This window comes from Corynebacterium sp. (genome assembly GCF_030532195.1).
Lineage (GTDB): Bacteria > Actinomycetota > Actinomycetes > Mycobacteriales > Mycobacteriaceae > Corynebacterium.
The window spans coordinates 618,929-639,412 of the sequence record NZ_JAUNLP010000001.1 but is presented as its reverse complement, the minus strand read 5'-3'; the positions used below and the strand labels follow the sequence as shown (position 1 = coordinate 639,412).

At 57.4% G+C, this 20,484-nt stretch carries 15 protein-coding genes and 1 riboswitch; of the genes, 8 read left to right on the top strand and 7 right to left on the bottom strand.

Annotated elements, in window-relative coordinates; all coding sequences use genetic code 11:
• Positions 1 to 3 precede the first annotated feature (3 nt).
• The gene (locus Q4E11_RS02815) at positions 4 to 1,581 is read right to left on the bottom strand and encodes a Re/Si-specific NAD(P)(+) transhydrogenase subunit alpha (RefSeq protein ID WP_303163437.1); all 1,578 of its coding nucleotides are present in this window, start codon (positions 1,579 to 1,581) and stop codon (positions 4 to 6) included.
• Between the two features lie 362 nt (positions 1,582 to 1,943).
• Between Q4E11_RS02815 and Q4E11_RS02810 the strand changes: the two genes are divergently transcribed.
• Positions 1,944 to 3,113 carry an alpha/beta hydrolase gene (locus Q4E11_RS02810; protein WP_303163435.1) on the top strand — a complete coding sequence of 390 codons (1,170 nt, stop codon included), beginning with the start codon at positions 1,944 to 1,946 and terminating at the stop codon, positions 3,111 to 3,113.
• 3 nt (positions 3,114 to 3,116) lie between these two features.
• Here the strand turns inward: Q4E11_RS02810 and Q4E11_RS02805 are convergent, their stop codons facing one another.
• The 3 genes from Q4E11_RS02805 to Q4E11_RS02795 form a co-directional block, all read right to left on the bottom strand.
• Positions 3,117 to 4,637, bottom strand: a complete 1,521-nt coding sequence (locus Q4E11_RS02805; protein WP_303163432.1) for an MFS transporter — start codon at positions 4,635 to 4,637, stop codon at positions 3,117 to 3,119.
• Positions 4,638 to 4,721: 84 nt separating this feature from the next.
• Positions 4,722 to 6,668, bottom strand: a complete 1,947-nt coding sequence (locus tag Q4E11_RS02800) for a hypothetical protein (RefSeq protein WP_303163430.1) — start codon at positions 6,666 to 6,668, stop codon at positions 4,722 to 4,724.
• Positions 6,665 to 7,318 (bottom strand): hypothetical protein, encoded by a 654-nt coding sequence (locus tag Q4E11_RS02795; protein WP_303163428.1) that lies wholly within the window; start codon positions 7,316 to 7,318, stop codon positions 6,665 to 6,667. Before Q4E11_RS02795 ends, Q4E11_RS02800 begins: the two co-directional genes overlap by 4 nt.
• Before the next feature lie 260 nt (positions 7,319 to 7,578).
• A riboswitch (TPP riboswitch) is annotated at positions 7,579 to 7,700 on the top strand.
• Here Q4E11_RS02795 and thiC point away from each other — a divergent pair.
• Both thiC and Q4E11_RS02785 read left to right on the top strand, forming a co-directional pair.
• Positions 7,699 to 9,405: a phosphomethylpyrimidine synthase ThiC gene (thiC, locus tag Q4E11_RS02790; RefSeq protein WP_303163426.1), complete on the top strand. Its 1,707-nt coding sequence runs from the start codon at positions 7,699 to 7,701 to the stop codon at positions 9,403 to 9,405. (Overlaps the previous riboswitch by 2 nt.)
• Before the next feature lie 148 nt (positions 9,406 to 9,553).
• Positions 9,554 to 10,879, top strand: a complete 1,326-nt coding sequence (locus Q4E11_RS02785) for a glycosyltransferase family 87 protein (RefSeq protein ID WP_303163425.1) — start codon at positions 9,554 to 9,556, stop codon at positions 10,877 to 10,879.
• Here the strand turns inward: Q4E11_RS02785 and Q4E11_RS02780 are convergent.
• Entirely contained in the window at positions 10,876 to 11,073 is a 198-nt protein-coding gene (locus tag Q4E11_RS02780) for a hypothetical protein (RefSeq protein WP_303163424.1), read from the bottom strand. The genes Q4E11_RS02785 and Q4E11_RS02780 overlap by 4 nt on opposite strands.
• 255 nt (positions 11,074 to 11,328) lie before the next feature.
• Here Q4E11_RS02780 and Q4E11_RS02775 point away from each other — a divergent pair, with 255 nt between their 5' ends.
• The 3 genes from Q4E11_RS02775 (at position 11,329) to Q4E11_RS02765 (ending at position 15,576) form a co-directional block, all read left to right on the top strand.
• Positions 11,329 to 12,684, top strand: coding sequence for a M18 family aminopeptidase (locus Q4E11_RS02775; protein ID WP_303163423.1), 1,356 nt, complete (start codon positions 11,329 to 11,331; stop codon positions 12,682 to 12,684).
• Between the two features lie 113 nt (positions 12,685 to 12,797).
• The gene (locus tag Q4E11_RS02770) at positions 12,798 to 14,213 is read left to right on the top strand and encodes a M20 family metallopeptidase (RefSeq protein ID WP_303163421.1); all 1,416 of its coding nucleotides are present in this window, start codon (positions 12,798 to 12,800) and stop codon (positions 14,211 to 14,213) included.
• Positions 14,214 to 14,217: 4 nt separating this feature from the next.
• On the top strand, positions 14,218 to 15,576 hold the full coding sequence (locus Q4E11_RS02765) for an alpha-amylase family protein (protein WP_303163419.1): 1,359 nt from the start codon (positions 14,218 to 14,220) through the stop codon (positions 15,574 to 15,576).
• Between the two features lie 145 nt (positions 15,577 to 15,721).
• Here the strand turns inward: Q4E11_RS02765 and Q4E11_RS02760 are convergent, their stop codons facing one another.
• Both Q4E11_RS02760 and Q4E11_RS02755 read right to left on the bottom strand, forming a co-directional pair.
• Positions 15,722 to 15,937 carry a hypothetical protein gene (locus tag Q4E11_RS02760; RefSeq protein ID WP_303163416.1) on the bottom strand — a complete coding sequence of 72 codons (216 nt, stop codon included), beginning with the start codon at positions 15,935 to 15,937 and terminating at the stop codon, positions 15,722 to 15,724.
• Positions 15,938 to 16,013: 76 nt separating this feature from the next.
• Positions 16,014 to 18,080 carry a hypothetical protein gene (locus Q4E11_RS02755; protein WP_303163415.1) on the bottom strand — a complete coding sequence of 689 codons (2,067 nt, stop codon included), beginning with the start codon at positions 18,078 to 18,080 and terminating at the stop codon, positions 16,014 to 16,016.
• 130 nt (positions 18,081 to 18,210) lie between these two features.
• Here Q4E11_RS02755 and Q4E11_RS02750 point away from each other — a divergent pair, with 130 nt between their 5' ends.
• Positions 18,211 to 18,819 carry an ECF transporter S component gene (locus Q4E11_RS02750; protein ID WP_303163414.1) on the top strand — a complete coding sequence of 203 codons (609 nt, stop codon included), beginning with the start codon at positions 18,211 to 18,213 and terminating at the stop codon, positions 18,817 to 18,819.
• A 58-nt stretch (positions 18,820 to 18,877) separates the two neighbouring features.
• A complete protein-coding gene (locus Q4E11_RS02745; protein WP_303163493.1) occupies positions 18,878 to 20,422 on the top strand; it encodes an ABC transporter ATP-binding protein in 1,545 nt (514 codons plus the stop codon).
• The last annotated feature ends 62 nt before the right edge of the window (positions 20,423 to 20,484 follow it).

Below are 20,484 nucleotides of genomic sequence, written 5' to 3'. Positions count from 1 at the left end.
GACTTAAGCCTCCTCTTTCACGAACATGCCGAACATGCGGTCGGTAACGGCGAAACCACCGAAAATATTGATGGAACTGACCACAATGGCCACAAATGCCAGTGCGGACACCAGCGGATTAGTGCTGCTGACCTGCAAAATTGCGCCAACCAAGACAATGCCCGAGATGGCGTTGGTCTCAGACATCAGCGGAGTGTGCAGACGCGGGGTCACAGCCGAGATGACGTAGAAACCCAGCACGATGGCCAGAGTCAGCACCATGAAGTTGGCACTGACGCTGTGCGGAGCACTCAGCATGATTACAACTGCCAGCAGTGCAGTGATGCCCAGTCCGAGTTTGGCTCCGAGGCCGGAGCCCATGAAGGAGACCTTTTCTGGTGCGTTTTCCTCCAGCGCGGCCTGCTGTGCCTGCTGCTCCTGGAGTGGGGCAGCAGGGGTGACGGCGACCTTAATAGGCGGTGGCGGCCAGAGGATATCGGCCGTCTGGCCCTTGGCTTGAGCATGAGTCACCGTGATGCCACGGATAATCTCATCGTCGAAGTCGAGGACAGGCTGACCATCCTTTTCCGGTGTAATCAGTTTGAACAGGTTGACAATGTTCTGGCCAAACAGTGACGACGCCTGGGCTGGCAGCCTGCCAGCCAGGTCGGTGTAACCGATGATGGTGACACCGCCCTCGGTAACAATGGTCTGGCCAGGAACGGTCAGCTCACAGTTACCGCCACCGGCGGCAGCCATATCCACAATGACGCTGCCTGGCTTCATACCGGCAACATCGCTGGCAGTCAGCAGCAGCGGTGAGCGGCGACCCGGAATGTTCGCGGTGGTTATGACAATGTCAGCCTGCGCAGACTGCTCGGTGTAGAGCTTGGCGGCCGCAGTGGCCTGGTCATTGGTCATTTCCTTGGCGTAGCCATCTTCGGACTTCTCGGTGGCTGCCGGAATCGGAATGAACTCCGCACCCATCGACTCGACCTGCTCGCCAGCTTCTGGGCGCAGGTCCGTTGCCTTGACAATGGCGCCCATCGAGTTGGCAGTACCAATGGCAGCAAGGCCACCCACACCAGCACCAATGACGTACACAGTTGCCGGTGGCATTTTGCCTGCAGCAGTCACCTGACCAGTAAAGAGACGACCATAAGCAGCAGCTGCTTCAACGACTGCGCGGTAACCGCCGATATTGGCCATCGACGACAGCACATCCATGGACTGCGCCCTGGAAATACGCGGTACCGCGTCCATCGCAAGGGCTGTGATGTTGCGTTGCGCGAGCTCTTCTACCAGTTTTTCGTTACGGCCAGGAGCAAGACGGCTGACCAGCATGGATCCGTCGACAAGCATGTCGCGGAACTGCTTCGGTGGGGTGTCGAGCGTGACGACGATATCGCTGCGCCATACGGACTCATCGACGATGGTGGCACCAGCGGATTCGTAATCTGCGTTGGTGAACTTGGCGGCAATGCCGGCGTCGGCCTGAACGGCAACTTCGTAGCCAAGCTTGACCAGCTTGCCGACGGTCTCCGGGGTAGCAGCCACAATTGTTTGCTGGGGATCGGGTTCTAAGGGGATGCCGATTCTCACGGGAGTTCTTTTCTATTCAGGGGTCATATCAGGGGCTCATTCGCACATCGTTGCGGGGTATGCGGTGAGTGCGGTCGTGAACGCTTTGGCCTCGGTGTCAATAAGGTATGTGCTGGTGATTGGCCTATGGAGCTCTTTGTAGAAAATAATGATGAAAATATGTGGGTAACAGTGGTGATAAGGGCTTTTTGGCTTTCCCACTACGCATACAGGGGGTAATTGACGGGGGTAAAGAGTGGCCCTAGTGTTGCGGAGCTAACATTTTTTCGAGTTCGAGTGATTGGTTAAGGGGTAAAAGCCGGGGGAGATGGGGTGAGGAAAATACTTCTTTTTAACGTCGAAAACCCCTTAGAATCCAAATTATGAGTACGAATTCGACCGAATGTGTAACGCGCGCTTCTCGTCGGTGGGCGCGCAGCGCTGCCAAAGCAGTGGCAGCTCCGCTGGCCTTTGGCCTTATTGTTGGAGGTCAGGCAACTGCGCAGGCAGTACCGAGCATCGGTAACCTGCCTGACATCACCGCACGCGAAAGCAGTATTGACTACCAAAATTCCGTCGCAGTTGATCGCATCAGCGAAGGTCTGATCAATGTCATGGGTGGCAAGGATGGCGAACGCACCGAGCCCTTCGCACCAGCTCCCGGCCAGCTGCGCCAGCAGTTCGGCAACGTCGGACCGCATCCAGTCACCGGAACCAGGGAAGCCTTGCCCTGTGATGGTTTTGTCTACACCATCTACAACCGCGTGCTGAAAGATCTACACGGCCTAAACTCCACGACCGGCTGCTACGACGTGCTGCCGGAATCGGCGAACGCCTCCCCGGTGGGCGCACAGCTGATTTACCCAGCGGATATTGACTCCATGGAGTCCGCACCGCTGATTGTTCTCAGCCCGGGCATTGGCACTGAGCCAGGCATGTACGACGCCCAGGCTCGCCTCTACGCCAGCCACGGTTACGTCGTCGCCCTCGGCTACAACTTCACCAACTGGTTTGCACCGCAGATGGTGCTGGCCGCCTCTGTCGCAGCTGGTGCCAACGCCGACCAGACCTCGCCGTTGGCAGGAAAGATTGATTTCTCGCGCACCATGTTGGTCGGCCACTCCGCAGGTGGCGGCTCCGCACTGTTTTTGAACAACAACCTGGATCAGGCGTTCAAGGCAGCTGGCGTTGATATGACCACCCGCGGTCTTGTTGCCATCAATCCAGGTCCGTCCGACGGTGGTTTGGTTTCCACGCCGTCAGAGATTCCGAGCCTGGTTGTCATCGCCGAGAACGAAGATATTGTCCCGGCCAATATGGACCGTCGCGGCTACCGTCAGGCAACGGGGCCTGCCTGGGAAGCTGTCGCCACCGGCACATACCATGGCACCTACCTGGATGAACCTGACAAGAACGTACTTGCCTCGATGGTTCTCTCCTTCGGCGAGTACGTCATTGACGGCACTGCTCGTGCAAAGGCCGTCTACGAAGGTGACAACTACAGCCTGGCCACCGACTCCGAGCTCAAGGATGTCCAGCGCAAGGGAATCTAGCGCCTACTCATAGGCGTACGCGGTCTGCTTCGGATTGCCACGGAAAGCCACCGCCGTGGCAATCGCCGCGATAAGCGCGAAGAAGATCAACACCACCAGGGTGGCTAAGAAAGCAGAATCGAGTCCGGCGCGGGCACCGTCGATAAGCGATTGCGTGTGCAGCGCGTCCGTCAGCGAAATATCGGCGTTGACCGGCGTGAACCATGCGTAAAACATGGGCAGAAGACTGCCGGTGATGGCGACGGTAAGCAGCGTGCCGAACTCGTACGAGACTTCCTCCATCGCCGAGGCCATGCCTGCTTTTTCCGATGGCGCCGAGCCGATAATCGCCGTGGACGACACCGACATGGTCGCGCCCGCTCCTGCGCCCAGCAGGATCAGTCCGATGACGGTGAGTGCAAACGCATCCGCTGCGACACCAGCGTAAATCCCAATGACACCGACAAGCGTGATTAGGAATCCACCGCTAATCAGCGTGCGGAAACCCACACGATGCAGCGTCATGCCACCAATAATCGACAGCGGGAACGACGCCACCGCCGCAATCGCCACTAGCAATCCCGCCTGTAGTGGCGTGTATCCCGCCGACATCTGGAAGCGCTGCGTGACCATCAACTCAGTGCCAGCCAGCACGAACATACCGAACGCCGCCGCCAATACACCGCCGGTGAACATCCGCGAGCGAAATACGGAAAAGTCGATGGGGGATTCGGGGATACGCGCTTGACGACGTCGAAACAGCCCCGCGCCCAGCAGCCCGCAGGCGATAGCAGCGACCAGAACCGTCAGCGAGCGATTACCGGCTAGCTCCTTAATGAGGATGACCAGGCCCAACATGGTCAGCATGGCGTAGATGCTGGACAGTAAATCCCAATGGACATCTGGCCTGGTGACATTCGGCGGAGCGAATATGGCGGTGCCGATTAGCGCCAGCGCGACGACTGGAATGTTGATAAGGAATACAGAGCCCCACCAAAAGTGCTCAAGCAAGAAACCGCCGACGACTGGCCCGGCAGCAGCTCCGATGGTGGCAGTGGAGCCCCAAATGCCGATGGCGGTGGCGAGTTCACGTGGATTGCGGAAGGTCTCGCGCAGCAGCGCCAGTGTCGCTGGCATCATCGTTGCCGCGCCGAGCCCCAAGAAAGCACGTGCGGCAACTAGTGCCCAAGCACTTGGTGCGAACGCGGCGGCCATCGACGAAATGCCGAAGATAATCAGGCCAACAGTAAACATCCGACGGTGACCGACGCGGTCTCCCAGCGTTCCGGTGCCCAGCAGCAATGCGGAGAGCACTAGCGGATAGGCATTGATAATCCACAGTCCCTGCAGCTCAGTGGTGTGGAGCTGTTCGCGGAGAACCGGCAACGCGGTGTAGAGAACCGAGTTGTCGACGGTAATGAGGAACAGGCCGCAGCTGACAACTGCCAGGAAAAGCCACTTTTGTGCAGTACTCGGTGGCTGGTCGAGTGGTGTTCTCGGTGTATTTCCTGCCTCGGTGGAGACGTTGTTGTCAGCATTGTCCATGCAGGTAACTGTAACCAACAGAGGAGATTGGAATCCGTGGTGGGTGCTCGCGGCGGTAGTGGTTTCTAGTGGTAGAAGCGCCTTCTAGCCTCTGACATTGTGGCCAATCACTGCGGGGATAGTGATGGGAGCATCTCCAAAGAGTTCACGCTGATACTCATTTTGCTCGAAGGCGCCTGCGTCGTTATCTCTAATAGTGGCGACATTGGTGACCTTGCGAGCGGACTTTCCTGCAGCTCCGCGGGCGGAGCCGCCACGGTTTCCGGCAGTAGCCGCATGAGCGCCCGAGGCGCCTGCTGCGCCATGAGTGGCCGTGCTCGAAGTGCCGACGATGCCACTTGCGCCAGCGCTACCTCCGCGAGCGTTGGCCAATGTATTCATTAAGCCACTGCCACGCTGTGCAGCATTGTTTGAACCATTGGAAAGTGATGAGTTGGCCGAGCCAGGTGTTGCCATAATCCCATTGCCTAGCGTGGGCAGCCCGGAGAACTTGCCGATTGGTGAAACTCGGCTGCCACCGGTGCTTCCCGCACCACCAGCACCGCTAGATCCGTACGGTCCGAGAGGCCCCATGCCAAGCTGACCTGTGCCGAGCGGTGGAATTGCCGATGGAGAAGCGAGCGTAGCTCCACGTGATGCGCTGCCCATATTTTGTTGGCCAATGCCATTAAAACGATTGGGGTCGGCTGTTGTTGCGGTAGGAGCAATGGCTGCGTGAGTGGTCCCGGATGACGGCATGTGCACATTTGACGGTCGGCTCGGAATGGAGCCCTGAGTGGGCGCCGCATGCGGACCGTTGGTTGTGCCGGTAGGAATCGGCATCTGCCGAATCTGCGCGGGTATGGTGGCGCCTGCAGCGTTCGGGGCAGAGACTGCATTGGGCACATTTGATGTAGCTGGCGCGCCGGGCGACACAGCGTGCGGACCAGTTGGGATAGTTGACTGAGTGCCTGCTGGTTGAGCACTAACCGATGCCGATGCTGGAGTAGTCGAGTGCGACATCGGGGTAGGAGAGTCTGGAATTGCTGACGTGGTTGCGGGAGCCGCACTTGCAGTCTGAACGTGACCGGTCATCCCTGTAGGAGAAAGACCAATTTGCGCGGTGCCTGAGCGTCCGGCGACCGTCGCGCCTACAGATGCTGACGAGGTGACACCACTTCCGGCATCAGCGGAAACCAAATTAGGGATTCGTGGAATCGCGGTCTGAAGCTGAGCAGTGTACGGGCCAGAAAGAAATGCGGCCACTTCACCTTGTTCGAATCCCTTTTGTGCAATCGGATTTTTGATTGCCTTGGACTCTGCCTGAATTGCCGAGAGAGAATTGACCGCCATCGCCTTTACTGAAGGCAGTACTTGAAGATGCCCGGCCATAACCTCGGATGCCGTTGCAATGCTGGCTGCTCGTGCTGCAAGCCCTTTCATTGTGGAGTCTGCGGCTGTAAAAACTTCCCCCTGATTACTGGCAACGAGACCAGAGGAAATCGAAGAGAGATTGCTGGCGAGTGTGGACATAGTGCTTGCAAAATTCGTCCAGTAGGCAATAGCCTCCGCAACCACTGCATCATTAGTAGCCGAGAACATTGACAGCAGTGTCTGCGCATCCATGCCCATTTCGGTGGATATAGTCACCGGGGCGAATGCCAGACTTCCTGCATTAAAGCTAGGCCGACGTTGAAATACGCCACTTGTCCGTGCCACCTCAGCCAGCGAAGTATCTCCGCCACTCAACGGATTAATACTGCGCAGAATTCGACTCATGGTGGATTCATGATCTTCGATTACTTGTCGGAAGTCGGAAAGATTGTTCTGTGCCCAGTGCAATTGTTTGCCCAAGGCTTGGCCGACGGTTGTCGAGCTGCCTGGACCGCCTGAAATTGCGAGCCCATGTTCCGTGGCGACTAGCTGCATGGATGGAACTTGAGAGTAACCGGCGAGATTCGGTTGGATATAGCCCGTGCCACCAGCCATGAGATTTGCAGCTTTAATTCCTCGAATCGCGGAATCGATGGCTGGAATTGTAGCTGTAATCATGATTTCTCCCCCAAATAATCAGTCAGCAATTCGTTGGCAGGTGTGCATTTCGTATCTTGCGGATCCGGATTTTCTTCTCCTGTGGTGTCTACGATGAATCCGAGCGCACCTTTCGCTGTCTCAACAGAAGCAATGCAAGCTGAGGTTCCGATAGGACTTGTTTGCTTGAACGTAATCCAATTAAAGATTCCGTTTGAATGCTTCAGTGGCGTTGCGTCGTAATTTCCCAGTTGCGAATGGGCGACAGAAGTATGCCAAACGGCAAGCAGATTCGAGTCGTTAGATTGAATTCCGCAACCGAGCTGCTTGTTGCCCTCAATTCGCATGTCGATACTGTCCTGCTCCCGGAAGCCAATCCTCTCTAGTCGCCCCATAATCTCCGGGTCATCACAGGGATTGGTCAGCACAAACTCCGGTGCGTCGTAGTTGTAGTGGCCGTCGTTACCCAGTGGTGCATCGCCCGGTTCAGGCGGATTATTTGGTGGCAGGACACCTGCTGGCAAAGTCACGCCAGCATCAGCAGTCATTGGCAAATTGTTGGTGGTTATTGAATTGCTCTGTTCCCCATTAGCTTCAGTCGGTGCACATCCAGCAGCCGCAGCTCCAAGCGCAATTGCCAGGAGCAGGGCAGTGGTATTCGCTTTTTGCACTTTCCCTCCCCAAAAAGTTTTCGTGAAAAAGATATAGCACCGTGGAGGCAATCGCGCTCGTCAAAAAGCTCAAAAATACAAGGAATGTGGATAACTTTCAGGGTGTGGATAACTTCAGTTGCGAGAGCAAGGGGGAACAGCTGCTAGGCCATTAACCAGCACTTTTTGGTTGCGTTCTCGTTAACGTCGTAAAGCGATGGCGGTGTTGTCGGGTGTAGTAGCCAAAGTAATCCGGGGGATTCGTTACACTGTGTAGCGCATTACAAAACCACGGGAGTGCCAACCGAATCACCGGCACTGAGAGGGCGCTAGGAATCGAGCGTCGACCGGACGAACCTGAATCTGGGTAATTCCAGCGTAGGAAAGGGATGTGTTGCTGCATGGCTGCACGCGTATCTGTATCTGCTCCGCCGAAAGAGGGCGAGGTCACTACTGGCCCTATTTACCGAAGCAACAAGCACTATGAAGAAGTTGCGTTCAACAATGATTTCGGTGAGGCCAGCCTGCGCGTTCCGGTGCGTCGCATCAATCTGACGGATGGCACGCACTTTGATGCGTACGACACCTCGGGTATTTACACCGAGGAAAACCCGAAGCTGAATCTGAAGGCCGGTTTGGCTAAGACTCGTGACGCATGGCCAAAGGCTCCGGCGGTTCCGGCGGTTGCGGACTCGGAGGAAGCTCCGAAGGTAAAGACGCAGTTGGCATGGGCACGTGCGGGAATTGTCACTCCGGAAATGGCATTTATCGCGGCGCGTGAAGGCGTGGATCCGGAAGTTGTTCGTGAGGAAGTTGCTGCAGGCCGTGCGGTGATTCCAGCGAACCACAAGCACCCGGAGATCGAACCGATGATTATTGGTAAGCGGTTTGCCACGAAGATCAACGCCAATATCGGTAATTCAGCTGTGACCTCCTCTATCTCGGAAGAGGTTGAGAAGATGGTGTGGGCAACGCGTTGGGGCGCGGACACCATCATGGACCTGTCCACAGGTAAGGATATTCACGAGACTCGTGAGTGGATTCTGCGTAACTCGCCGGTGCCGGTCGGTACTGTGCCGATCTACCAGGCGCTTGAGAAAGTCAAGGGTGACCCGGCCAAGCTGACCTGGGAAGTCTACCGCGACACCATCATTGAGCAGTGTGAACAGGGCGTGGACTACATGACGGTGCACGCAGGCGTTCTCCTGCGCTACGTGCCGCTGGCTGCCAACCGCGTCACAGGCATTGTCTCTCGCGGCGGTTCGATTATGGCCGCATGGTGCCTGGCACATCACCAGGAAAGCTTCCTGTACACCCGCTTTGCGGAACTTTGCGACATTCTCGCGCAGTACGACGTGACCTTCTCCCTCGGTGACGGTTTGCGTCCGGGCTCCATCGCTGACGCTAACGATGAGGCTCAGCTGGCAGAGCTGCGCACGCTGGGTGAGCTGACCAAGATTGCTAAGTCTCGCGGCTGCCAGGTCATGATTGAAGGCCCAGGTCACGTGCCGATGCACAAGATTGCAGACAATGTGAAGTGGGAAGAGGAGTGGTGTGAAGAAGCACCGTTCTACACTCTCGGCCCGCTGGCAACGGATATTGCGCCGGGCTATGACCACATCACGTCGGCTATCGGTGCTGCGATTATCGCGCAGGCTGGCACAGCAATGCTCTGCTACGTCACTCCGAAGGAGCACCTGGGTCTGCCGAACCGCGACGATGTCAAGGTCGGTGTAATCACGTACAAGATTTCCGCGCACGCTGCAGACTTGGCGAAGGGCCTGCCACGCGCTCAGGAGCGTGACGACGCACTGTCGAAGGCCCGCTTCGAGTTCCGTTGGCACGACCAGTTCGCTCTGGCCCTGGATCCAGACACTGCGCTGGATTACCACGATGAGACGCTGCCGGCAGAGCCGGCAAAGACTGCACACTTCTGTTCAATGTGCGGTCCGAAGTTCTGCTCGATGCGTATTTCCAAGGATGTGCAGGACTACGCGAAGGAAAACGGTCTGGATTCCGTCGAAGCCATTGAGGCCGGTATGGCGGAGAAGTCACAGGAGTTCGCTGACCAGGGCGGTCGCGTCTACCTTCCGATTACCTCGGAGTAGTTCTTCAACGGGCGCATGACCGCTTAATCCCCGACCCACTTTCCCTGGGGTGTTCTGGATTCTGTTAAAGCTCGACTAAAATTCAGCTTTGGCAGCGCAGGAGTTTTCCCAGGGCAGGAGGATTGTGGGAAGGCATAGCAAGGAGACCGTGGCAGGACGGCCGGCGGTGAAGACTCCGGGCATTCCTGCAGTGGTCTCATTGCCGATTCTCGTGGTGGCATTGCTCGGCGGTGTGGCCTCGCTATTAGTGTGGCGAGGGCGCACGCAGCCGGATGATTGGGCATCGTTATGGCTGGGTGGGCTGCTCATGCATAAGGGCGAGGGTGCCCACCTTTACGACCGTGACGCGGTCGACTTTAGTGCCATTGTCGGTGATGCGTGGATTGACGCTGCACAAGAGGTAAGTTCTCCTTTTCCGCATCCTTTTGTGCAGAATCCGCTGTTTGCTACTGTGCTTTCGCAGCTCACAAATATTATGAGCTTTGAAACATCAGTGCTGTGGTTGCTGTTTATCTCCGGGGCAGCAGTCGTAATCTTTGTAGCTGCGTCCTACCATCTGTGGTTCCACCACACTATGCCCTGGGGTATTGCAGCGGTTGTGGCGGTCGTGGTTTTGGCGATGCCAACCACCATAAACTCTCTGTGGCTCGGTCAGACCACACCCTTGATTGTTGCAGGTGTCGCGTACGGGCTCGCCGCATCACGAAAACGTCCGTGGCTCGCTGGCATTGTCCTTGGTCTCGTCGCGTCGATTAAGCTCACGCCGTATGCATTGATTTTTGTCATGCTGTTTTTCGCGTATCGACGCCGTGCAGCACTCTGGGCGCTGGGTACAACTGCGGTACTGGTGGCCCTGATGTTTGCCACCGTTGACGTAAATGTGATTGCCGACTGGATTGAGCGTGTGAACGAAGTCAGCGGCGCAGTCTTGGTTGGGGCCGCAAATCAGTCGATTTCCGCGATGCTTGCCCAAGACCTGGGCGACTCGGCGTTACTTGTTAGCGTCGTCCATGACTACCCGCCGAGCGTGAAACTGATCCCATTCGGGCTTGCGATTGTCGTGGCGATAGTCACAACTGCTGTTTCCTGGTGGAACAGGGAATATCGCTTCGAGCTGCTGGTCAGCGGCGCATGGTTAACTGCTACGGCGTTCTCAGCGATTGTCTGGACACACTACATGCTGATGCTGGTTACACCGGTGATGGGACTGTGTGCGATGGCTAATTCTCGCTGGACCAAACAGTGGCCGCTAATTGGAGTGGCAACAGTGGTTCTCATGCTGTCATTTCCGGTTACAAATCCGATTGCCGCGACACCGTACACGTCTGGGTATTTGCATTCGGGGATAGCAGCCATGGTGTGCGCTCTTGTTCTGATTATCGCAGTCGGTGCGTGCCATGCTGCATCACAGAGCTCAAAGGCTAACCAGCCTGAGCCTATGGTTTTATTCGATTTGTTTGAGGGACGGAACTAGCGGCTGAGCATGGTGACAATATCGCGAGCCGACATGTCGTGGTGGATCTGATTTCGGTGGGTGTCAAGACGGCGGCCAAAGTGTACTGCATTGGCATCGCTATTGTCGCCGCGGGCGAAAGCCTCGTGCAGCGGGCCGCTGAAGTGATTGCGCTTGCCGTCGAAGGAGCGGGGGAAGAAGCGTTCCAGGCTCACAGGTAAAGATCCTTTCTGCGTTCGGACTGTCTCGTATTTGCAAATCGCTACTATATGCCCGAATATGCCCGATATCCAGGAATAAGGGTGGAAAAGTGACGAACAAATTACCGTTCCCAACATGAAACCTGGGTCACACTGTGGTGTGGATTACCGGCTCGTGAAAGTCAATCCGGGGCGTAATCCGGGGCATCAATACAATGAGGGGCAAGAACAAAACACAGATTTCATTCCTCATGTATTAGGAGATTGTCCATGGCTATTTCCACGAATGAACCTGCTGCCGCACCACGCAGTGTGCCGGAGGCAGCCCGCGCTCACGCGGAGGACCTCATTTCCTTCGTCCAGGCCTCACCGAGCTCCTTCCATGCAGCTCAGCGGGTAGTTGAGCGCCTTGAAGCCGCTGGTGCAAAGCGTATTGAGGAAAGCCAGGAATGGCCCAGCGCCCCAGGCCCATACGTCATGCGCCGCGATGGAGCAGCAGTTGCGTGGATTGTGCCGGATCGCCCACAGGCAGAACTAACCGGTTTCCGTATTGTGGGTTCCCACACGGATTCCCCCGGTTTTCGGGTCAAGCCAAACCCCGCCGCGTCGACGGAGGGCTACTCGCAGGTAGCTGTAGAGGTCTACGGTGGCGCACTGCTGGGCAGCTGGACAGACCGCGAGATTGAGTTTGCCGGCCGTGTCATTGATAAAAGCGGCAAGGAACACTTGGCCCGCACTGGTCCCGTTGCGCGCATTCCGCAGCTGGCCATTCACCTCAACCGAGGTGTTAATGATGAAGGACTGAAGCTGCACAAGCAGAATCAGACAACACCCATTGTGGGATTGGAAACCTTTGGCTCTGATGTCCATGAAGTCATTGCCAATGCCGCTGGCGTGAATGTCGATGACATTGTTGCCTGGGACCTCATCTCTTGTGACACCCAGCCACCTCGCACATTTGGTGCACACGGCGAATTCCTCGCATCTGGCCGCCTGGATAATCTGCTCAGCGTGCACTCTTCACTGGTCGCCTTCGAATCTCTGCTGGCCAGCACTGGCCCGTACACCCGCACCACCATCCCGGTGATGGTCGCCTTCGACCATGAAGAAGTCGGCTCGGCATCGACCACTGGTGCAGCAGGGCCACTGCTCGCCGACGTTCTGGTGCGCATCGCAGCGGCCGCTGGCGCTGACCTGGAGCGCACCCAGCAGCTCTACCGCGGTTCTGTCTGCCTTTCCGCAGATGGCGCACATGGTGTCCACCCGAACTATGTCGCGGAACACGATGCCGGTCACCGTCCACACCTCAATGCCGGTCCGGTACTGAAAATCAACGCTAACCAGCGGTATGCAACCACTGCGGCGGGGCAGGCTGAGGTGGTCCGCATCGCAGAGGCCACCTCGCAGCGCATTGGCCAGGACGTTCCGGTGCAGTACTTTGTCTCGGCGAATCACAAGCCATGCGGCTCGACCATTGGGCCAATTACGGCCACCCGCCTGGGTATTGACACCATCGACATTGGAGCTGCAATGGTTTCCATGCACTCAGCCCGCGAGATGTGTGGCACAGTCGACCCTTGGTGGCTGGCGGAACTCAGCCGGGATTTTTGGCAGGCTGACAAGTAGCAATTAAAAACGCCAGGTCACAGGGTGCAACCATTCCGTCGTAAAGCGGAGCGGGAAAGAAAAATCGCCATGTCCCTCGTGGTGGGAGCAGTTTTCTGTCATGCTAGAAAACTATGACCGATGCTAACGACACTTTGCCGTCGCACCGCCTTGAAGTCCCTATTGAAGAGGCGGTGGCATGGCGCCGCCAACTTCACCAGTCCCCAGAGCTGAGCTTTCAGGAATACAAGACCTCGGACATGATTGAGGAACTGCTCAATAAGTGGGATATTCCGACGTACCGGCTGACGCCTACGTCGGTCATTGGCATCATTGAGGGCACCGCGGGCGATCCTGAGACTGGTCGGGCAATCGGTTTCCGCGCTGATATTGACGCGCTTCCGATTCAGGAGGAAACCGGCCTGGCATACGCTTCGCGCACGCCAGGTGTCATGCACGCCTGTGGCCATGATGTGCACACTTCCATGCTGCTGGGCACCGCAAAGGTGCTCTCCGGTATGCGGGATAAGCTGCACGGCAAGGTCCTGTGCATTTTCCAGCACGCAGAGGAGATGCTGCCGGGCGGTGCCCGCGAGCTCGTGGATAAGGGCGCAGCTGATGATCTTGATGAGGTCTACGCATTCCACGTCGCCCCACACCCTGTCGGGCATGTCGGGATTTGCCCCGGTCGCGTGACCACGATGTCGGGCATTGTCTCTATTAGCATCCGTGGCCGCGGTGGTCACTCCTCGAATCCGCAGCTGTCTATTGACCCGGTGCTCATTGCCAGTGAGGCGACGGTCATGCTCAACACCATTGTCTCCCGTGATGTCGACCCGAAGCACATGAACATTGTCAATGTCGGTTCACTCCACGCAGGTGAGGCCGGCAATGTCATCCCGGATACCGCAACCTTGGAGGTATCCATCCGCTCGGTCGACGAAATGGATTGGGAGCTGGTCTGCCAGCGTATCGAGGCCGTCGTCAACGGTGTCTGCAGTGCCCACGGAGCGCAGGCCACATTCGATTGGCAGATTCCGTACCCGATGGTGGTCAACGCGGAGCAAGCGGTCAATCGCGCCTGGCACGCGGCGACGAAGGCGATTGGTAACTCCAAAGTGTTCGTCGCTGACCCCTGGTCACCGTCGGATGACTTCTCCTACTTCTCGCGTGAAGCGCCGGGTTGCTACATGTTCCTCGGCACTGGTGGCCCGGAAGTGGGTAACCCGTACTTCCTCCACAATTCCAAGTTTAAAATTGTGGAAAGAGCCATGGTCAGCGGTATGCGCACCGAAATCCAGATTGCACTCGACGCGCTCAACCCAGATGCGGATCAGCCGCCGCAGATGCCCATGACGGAAACGACGATGCCCGCGGCCGGATCACTTCCACCGCGGCCGCGCAACGCAGGCCTTGGCACTCCTCGGTCTCATGCCGGGCAGGCAAGGACGTCGTCAAGCATGACAAACTCCGCAGCGGCGCCGAGCGTGCCGGATGCGGCCGAGAAAAACAATTCCCGTCAGCCCGTATTTTCTGGAGAGGATAGTTAGAACAATGTCCACGGACTCCAACGCCCCTGGTCAAGCTGCTGTACACGCGCCGGAGTGGACGAAATGGGCAATCGGATGGCATGTCTATCCGCTGGGGTTTGTGGGCGCGCCCATCCGTGAAAAGGACCGACAGGCAGCGCCGGTGGGGCGAATCCGCCAGCTCATTAACTGGCTCCCATATATCCAGGAACTCGGACTCAACGTGCTGCAGCTCGCGCCGGTATTTGAATCCACCAGCCACGGTTACGATACCGAGGACTACTACCGCATCGACTCCCGCCTCGGTACCGAGGACGACATGATGGCAGTCATCGCCGCCGCACACGAGCACGGTATCAAGGTGCTTTTCGACGGCGTCTTCAACCACATCGGCGCAGAAGCACCCGCTTTGGCAGCTGCGAAAAATGACCCAGAGTCTCCAGAGGCGCAGCTTTTTGCCTTCACGCACTCGAATGGCGATGTCACCGCGCCGGTGTTTGAAGGTCACGAGGCGTTGGTGGAGTTTGATCACACCAGCGATGCCACGGTCGAATTCGTGGTGAAGGTGATGGATTACTGGCTGCAGCGTGGCATTGATGGTTGGCGCTTGGATGCGGCCTATGCGGTGGATCCGACATTCTGGCACAAGGTGCTGCCGCAGGTGCGCAGTAAGCATCCGCATGCGTACTTCTACGGAGAAGTGATTCATGGTGACTACCCCCAAATTGTTGCGGATTCGTCGATGGACGCGGTGACCGAGTACGAGCTGTGGAAGGCCATTTGGTCCTCGCTGAAGGAAGAGAACTTCTTTGAGCTGGACTGGACTCTCAAGCGTCACAACACCTTCGGTGAAACCTTTATCCCGGTGACCTTTGTGGGCAATCACGATGTCTCGCGCATTGCCACACAGGTGGGGCCAGACAAGGCAGTGATGGCAGCGACGATTCTGTTCACTGTTTCTGGCGTGCCGCTGGTTTACTACGGCGATGAGCAGGGCTATACCGGAACGAAGGAAGAGCGCATTGGCGGCGATGATCAAGTGCGTCCGATGTTCCCGGATACCCCCGATGAGCTCTCCACACTGGGGGAGGAGTTGTTCCGCGCCTACCAGCAGCTGATTGCACTGCGACGTCGATTTGCCTGGCTGCATTCGGCTCGCGTGGAAACTGAAGACGTGCGCAATGGTTATCTGCGCTACCGCGTCACCGCAACCGATCCGCAGCTGGTCGGCGACGATGCGGGTGAGTCGGGCACGCCGTCTAGCGCAGGCAGTGGGCAACACATGCCGAGCCTCTTGGTGGAGCTCAACGTCGAAGGCGACAACACCACTGCCGTGGTGCGCAACGGCGCCAATACCGACATTGTGGAGTTCGAATACTCCTAGGTGACTTGTCTGCAACGCGTGGCTTCTAACGCGTGCAGCGAACACCTGAAATACAAAAACTGCCAGTATCGGTGAAGAAAAAGCCGCCACAATAGCGGCTCTTAATCTTCAGTGATACTGGCAGTTTTGGCTTGTGGTGCAGAAACTACATCTGAGCGTTCTCAGACGGCATCATTTCTTCCTCACCCGGCATAGTCTCGGAGGATGCCGGGGTCGAAGTCTTCTGCTCGTAAGACATCGACGGGTTCTCCTGGTCACCGACCGTGACGTTGGAGTCCTGCTCATTCGGGGGAGAGCAGGCGACCAGGGCTGCTGCGGCAATGGCGGATGCGGCGATAGCGCCGGCGATGCGGTTACGCATGGATGTGGCTCCTCTGTCGGAAAAACAATAGCTACATGGTGCTAAAGAACTTTTCTTACAATATCTTAGAGGAATCTTAACGGTTTGCGGGAACTAAGGGGCCAATCGCCCCCGTGCCGACACAAAGCGTTGCCCCCGGAGTGGCCTTTTCTACATCAATGTGCAGAGTGTTGCCACCACCATTGAGGTAGACGTAGCGCGGGCGCAGTTCATTATTCATCTCAACGACGGTAGAACCAGCGCGAGTTTGTTCTGCGGTCTCAAATGGATTCGGCAGGGAAAGGCGCACGTCCATGTCTTCGGATGCGGTGGCGGGAAACTCCAGGACCCAGTCACCGAGTTTGATGATGTTCTCCAGGCCGATGTCCTCTGAAGCCGTGCCGTCTGGGCCAACGGTGATCTGATGGCCGCATTTGTCGACATCGCCGCTTTGAACACGAGTGATTTCAGAGACCTTGGCGTCGATTAGCGTGCCCTTAGCGTCGAACATGCGCGGATGTCCGGTGACGCGAGCAAACGGCGGGCGGTCGTCGACCCCGTCGAACACGCGAGAGTACATGTTCATCGGTGCGGCTACCGGCACGAGAATCTCGAACGGGACGGGCTGATCAATCAAGTTGTAGTCGATGGCCTTGGCGGGGCCTGCGGCATCGGCTTCCTCCCGAAGCTGGGAGAGCGATGCCTGAGTGGTGGAAAGCCACTCCATATTGGTGTCATCGGACCACGCATCGCGATAAGTGAACACCGAAATGGTGGAGGTGATGCTCAGCGCCAAACCGAACGCCCAAATGAGCATATGGGTGCGCGCGGGAAGTGGCGCTGGTGCATCGGACTCGGGCGGCGTGCCAGCTAAGGAAATAGCAATGCAGACTGCTGCGATGAGTGCCACATCGGCGTAGTAATGCAACGTGTGTGCCAGAAGGCCCGACGTGTTCGCTCCAGAGCGGAACGCGGTGATCGCCAGCAACGTGGCGAACAAATATGCCGCCGACAGCGTCCATGGTGCCCAGCCGCGGTAATCTCGACCAATCAGTGTTGCGGACAGAATCAGCAGCGTAATGCCGCCGAGTGCAATGAGTGACGACGGTGCATACGCAAACGGCTGCCCCGGAGCCCACCGTTGCCATACAGTCGGACCACCAATCATGCCTGCAAAGACCTGGCCCAAACCGTTGAAGAAGAGTTCAGGCTGCAGCTGCTCGGCGATATAGCTTTTGGACTTGGCTGTGCCCACGTAGTACAACAGCGCCCAACCGCCGGTAAGCAGCATGGTGGGAATCCAGATAGTTAGACCACGACGCAAAGTCTGCAGAATACTGCTGCGTTCCATGTAGGCGATGGTGACAACGACCATAAGGGAAATCGGGGCGATTGCCAGGGACTTTTCAAAGAATCCCAATGCCACGAGCAGCAGGAGGAAAAGTCCGATTGACTCCCACGGGCGAGGTCCATACGAGCGGCGCACCGTTGTGCGGATGGAGACAATCATGAAGATGATGAAGATTAGGTGGAACGGCTGCGCGTTGACGGCAGCCGACCACCAGGTGTCAGTCGGCAACATCAGCGGAGTCCAGGCGACCAGCGCAATAAGAAACATCGACACCAAAGTGCGTCCGGTGATGAGTTCAAAAAGTCGCGATGATGCCACGGTGGTGACCACCGTCATCAGCAACATCGAAATCGCTGGTAGCCACCAGTTCCATGGGGCGATCGTGTGGAAAATGCCCTGAACCAAGAATGACAACGGAGCCAAGTGCCCGTCGTGATCTTGCAGCAGGTAATCCTTGCTGAATAAGGAGTGATCGTAAAGATCGCCAAGGATGATGAAATCGTCCCAGTAGAAGCCATGTGTGGTCATAACCATCACACGTGCAATGATCTGGACCAGCACGATGACACCAATGAACGGCCACCACTGGTTGGCGGAGAGATCTAGTCTACGACCGAAGGTCTGTTTCGGAAGGTAATATGGGTTGGAACTTTCCTGAGTCGAAGTGTTGTCGACCTCGAGGTTTTCAGACCCAGATTTCTCGGCAGTACCTACGACAGATTCCGCAGTTGGCATCTCGCCGGATTTCTCCGGGGGATGAGGCTGATTGTCAGTTGAGGTATCTGCAGAAGATGACCGTTCGGCTTTGTTCATGGTTACTAATGTATCGAGGCTGTGGCAGCATCGCGGTAGGCTTGGCCAGAAGTTCAAAACTAGAGCGTAACAGCATAAAATTGCAATACGCTAGAGCGCAAAGTGTAAATCATTTATAGGAGCATCATCGATGACAGACTCGGCGAGTGCAGCACGCGCTAATCTCTCCTGGCGCAATATCGACATCATCATCGCGGCCGTCATCGGCGTTGCCGTGGGCCTCATCTTCGTTATCTGGAACATCATCGGTGGCGCCGGCTACGAAGCCGTCAACGCGCTGACCCCGGGTCTGGGTGGTCTGGTCGCCGGCATGTGGTTCCTCGGCGGGCCACTGGGCACCTACATCATCCGTAAGCCAGGCGCTGCAATCTTCGTCGAAGTCATCGCGGCATCTGTCTCTGCGCTAATTGGCAATCAGTGGGGTATCACCACCCTGTACTCCGGTCTGGCACAGGGGTTTGGCGCTGAACTAGTGTTTTTGATTTTGGCGTACAAGCGCTACAACGTGGCCACCGTCATTATCTCCGGTCTGATGGCAGGCATCGGCGCGTGGACTTACGAGTTGTTTACGGGCAACTTGGCCAAGACCATCGAATTCAACGTCATCTACCTGATTTCCAATGCGCTCTCAGGTGCCATCCTGGCCGGTGTGCTGGCGTACTTCCTGGCCAAGGCCCTGGCGGCTACCGGAGCGCTGGATAGGTTCGCCATCGGACGCGAGCGGCACGACGACATCTAGGAAATTACAAGTGGCACAAGAGGGGTCGACGCAGAGGCCGTCGTCAAGCGCACACGCCCTGGCGGTAAAGGCACGTGGCTTCAGCTATCGGCACGCGGGGCGAAAAGCTACGGTGCTGCGGGACATCACGCTCGACATCGAGCGCGGTGAAAAGGTGCTACTGCTCGGCGCGTCGGGGGTAGGAAAGTCGACGCTGCTCGCCGCCATTGCAGGCGTGCTTGGCGACGACTCCGATGGCGAAGCCTCCGGAGAACTCCTCGTTGATGGTCGTCCGACCTCTGACGCCCGTGGTGTCGTCGGCTTGGTGCTCCAGGACCCCGATTCGCAGACCATTAGTGCCCGAATCGGCGACGACGTTGCCTTCGGTGCGGAAAACCTCGGTGTCAATCCGGTGGAAATTGGTAGAAGAGTGCGCGCCAGCCTGGACATGGTTGGGTTGGACCTGCCGCTGGATCATCCGACACGAAAGCTTTCGGGCGGGCAGAAGCAGCGCCTGGCCTTAGCTGGTGTGCTGGCGATGGGAGCGCGGATTATCTGCCTGGATGAGCCGACGGCGAACATTGACCCCGAGGGTGTACCGGTGCTGCGAGATGCGGCGATTGCTGCGGCAGACCGCACGGGTGCAGCGCTGATTGTGGTCGAGCACCGCGTTGATGCGTGGGTCGATGCTGTTGATCGCATTGTGGTGCTCGGGCCGGATGGGGTTATTGCTGATGGCGCACCAGACTATGTGCTGTCGTCCTACGGGAAGGTCCTGACAGATGCTGGGGTGTGGATTCCCGGCGCCCCGCCTGTACTTCCGGCGGCTGAGCGTGTTGCGTGTGATTCGGCAGGACGGCCGACCGGCGATATTGCGATTGCCAGCCACAGTTTGGATATTGGCTATGGCGCGAAGAAATCGTGGTTTAGCGGTGGCGATGGCAGCTTGCCCATTGCCACGGATGTGTCAGTGTCTATTCCAGCTGGAGCCTCGACCTGCATCATTGGCCGAAATGGCAGCGGCAAGTCCACGCTTGCGCTGACTCTCGGTGGGCTGCTGCAGCCGATGGGTGGCAAAGTGTTGGTGGCGCATGCCGGCCAGAAGCCAGATAGTGCGCCGTGGAAGTGGCCGTCGAAGAAGTTGGCCACGCGAATTGGCACGGTTTTTCAGGATCCCGAGCATCAGTTCGTTACTGGCACCGTGTTGGAAGAGTTGCAGCTGGGGCCGAAACTAGTTGGTGAAAATGCTGATCAGCGCATTGAAGAACTGCTTGAGCGCCTGCGCTTGAGTGCCCTGACTAAGGCCAATCCATTTTCGCTTTCTGGCGGGGAGAAACGGCGACTGTCGGTGGCGACGATGCTGGCGACTGCACCGGATATTGTCATTCTGGATGAGCCGACGTTTGGCCAGGACCGACGCACTTTTACCGAGCTGCTTACGCTATTGCGTCAGCTGGCCGACAGCGGTAGCACCGTCGTGTCCATCACCCATGATCCGCTGGTTATTGAGGCGATGGGGGATTACGTGGTGGATATGGACGGTTTCCATACTGGTAGCGCCCGGCCTGGCAGCGCCTCTGATGCGGCGTGCGAGAGGAGGCAAGCGCATGAATTCGGCGAATAATCATTCCACCACTGCGGATATCGATGTGTCCCGCGCTGCCGCGGAAACGCGTGGTGATCGCA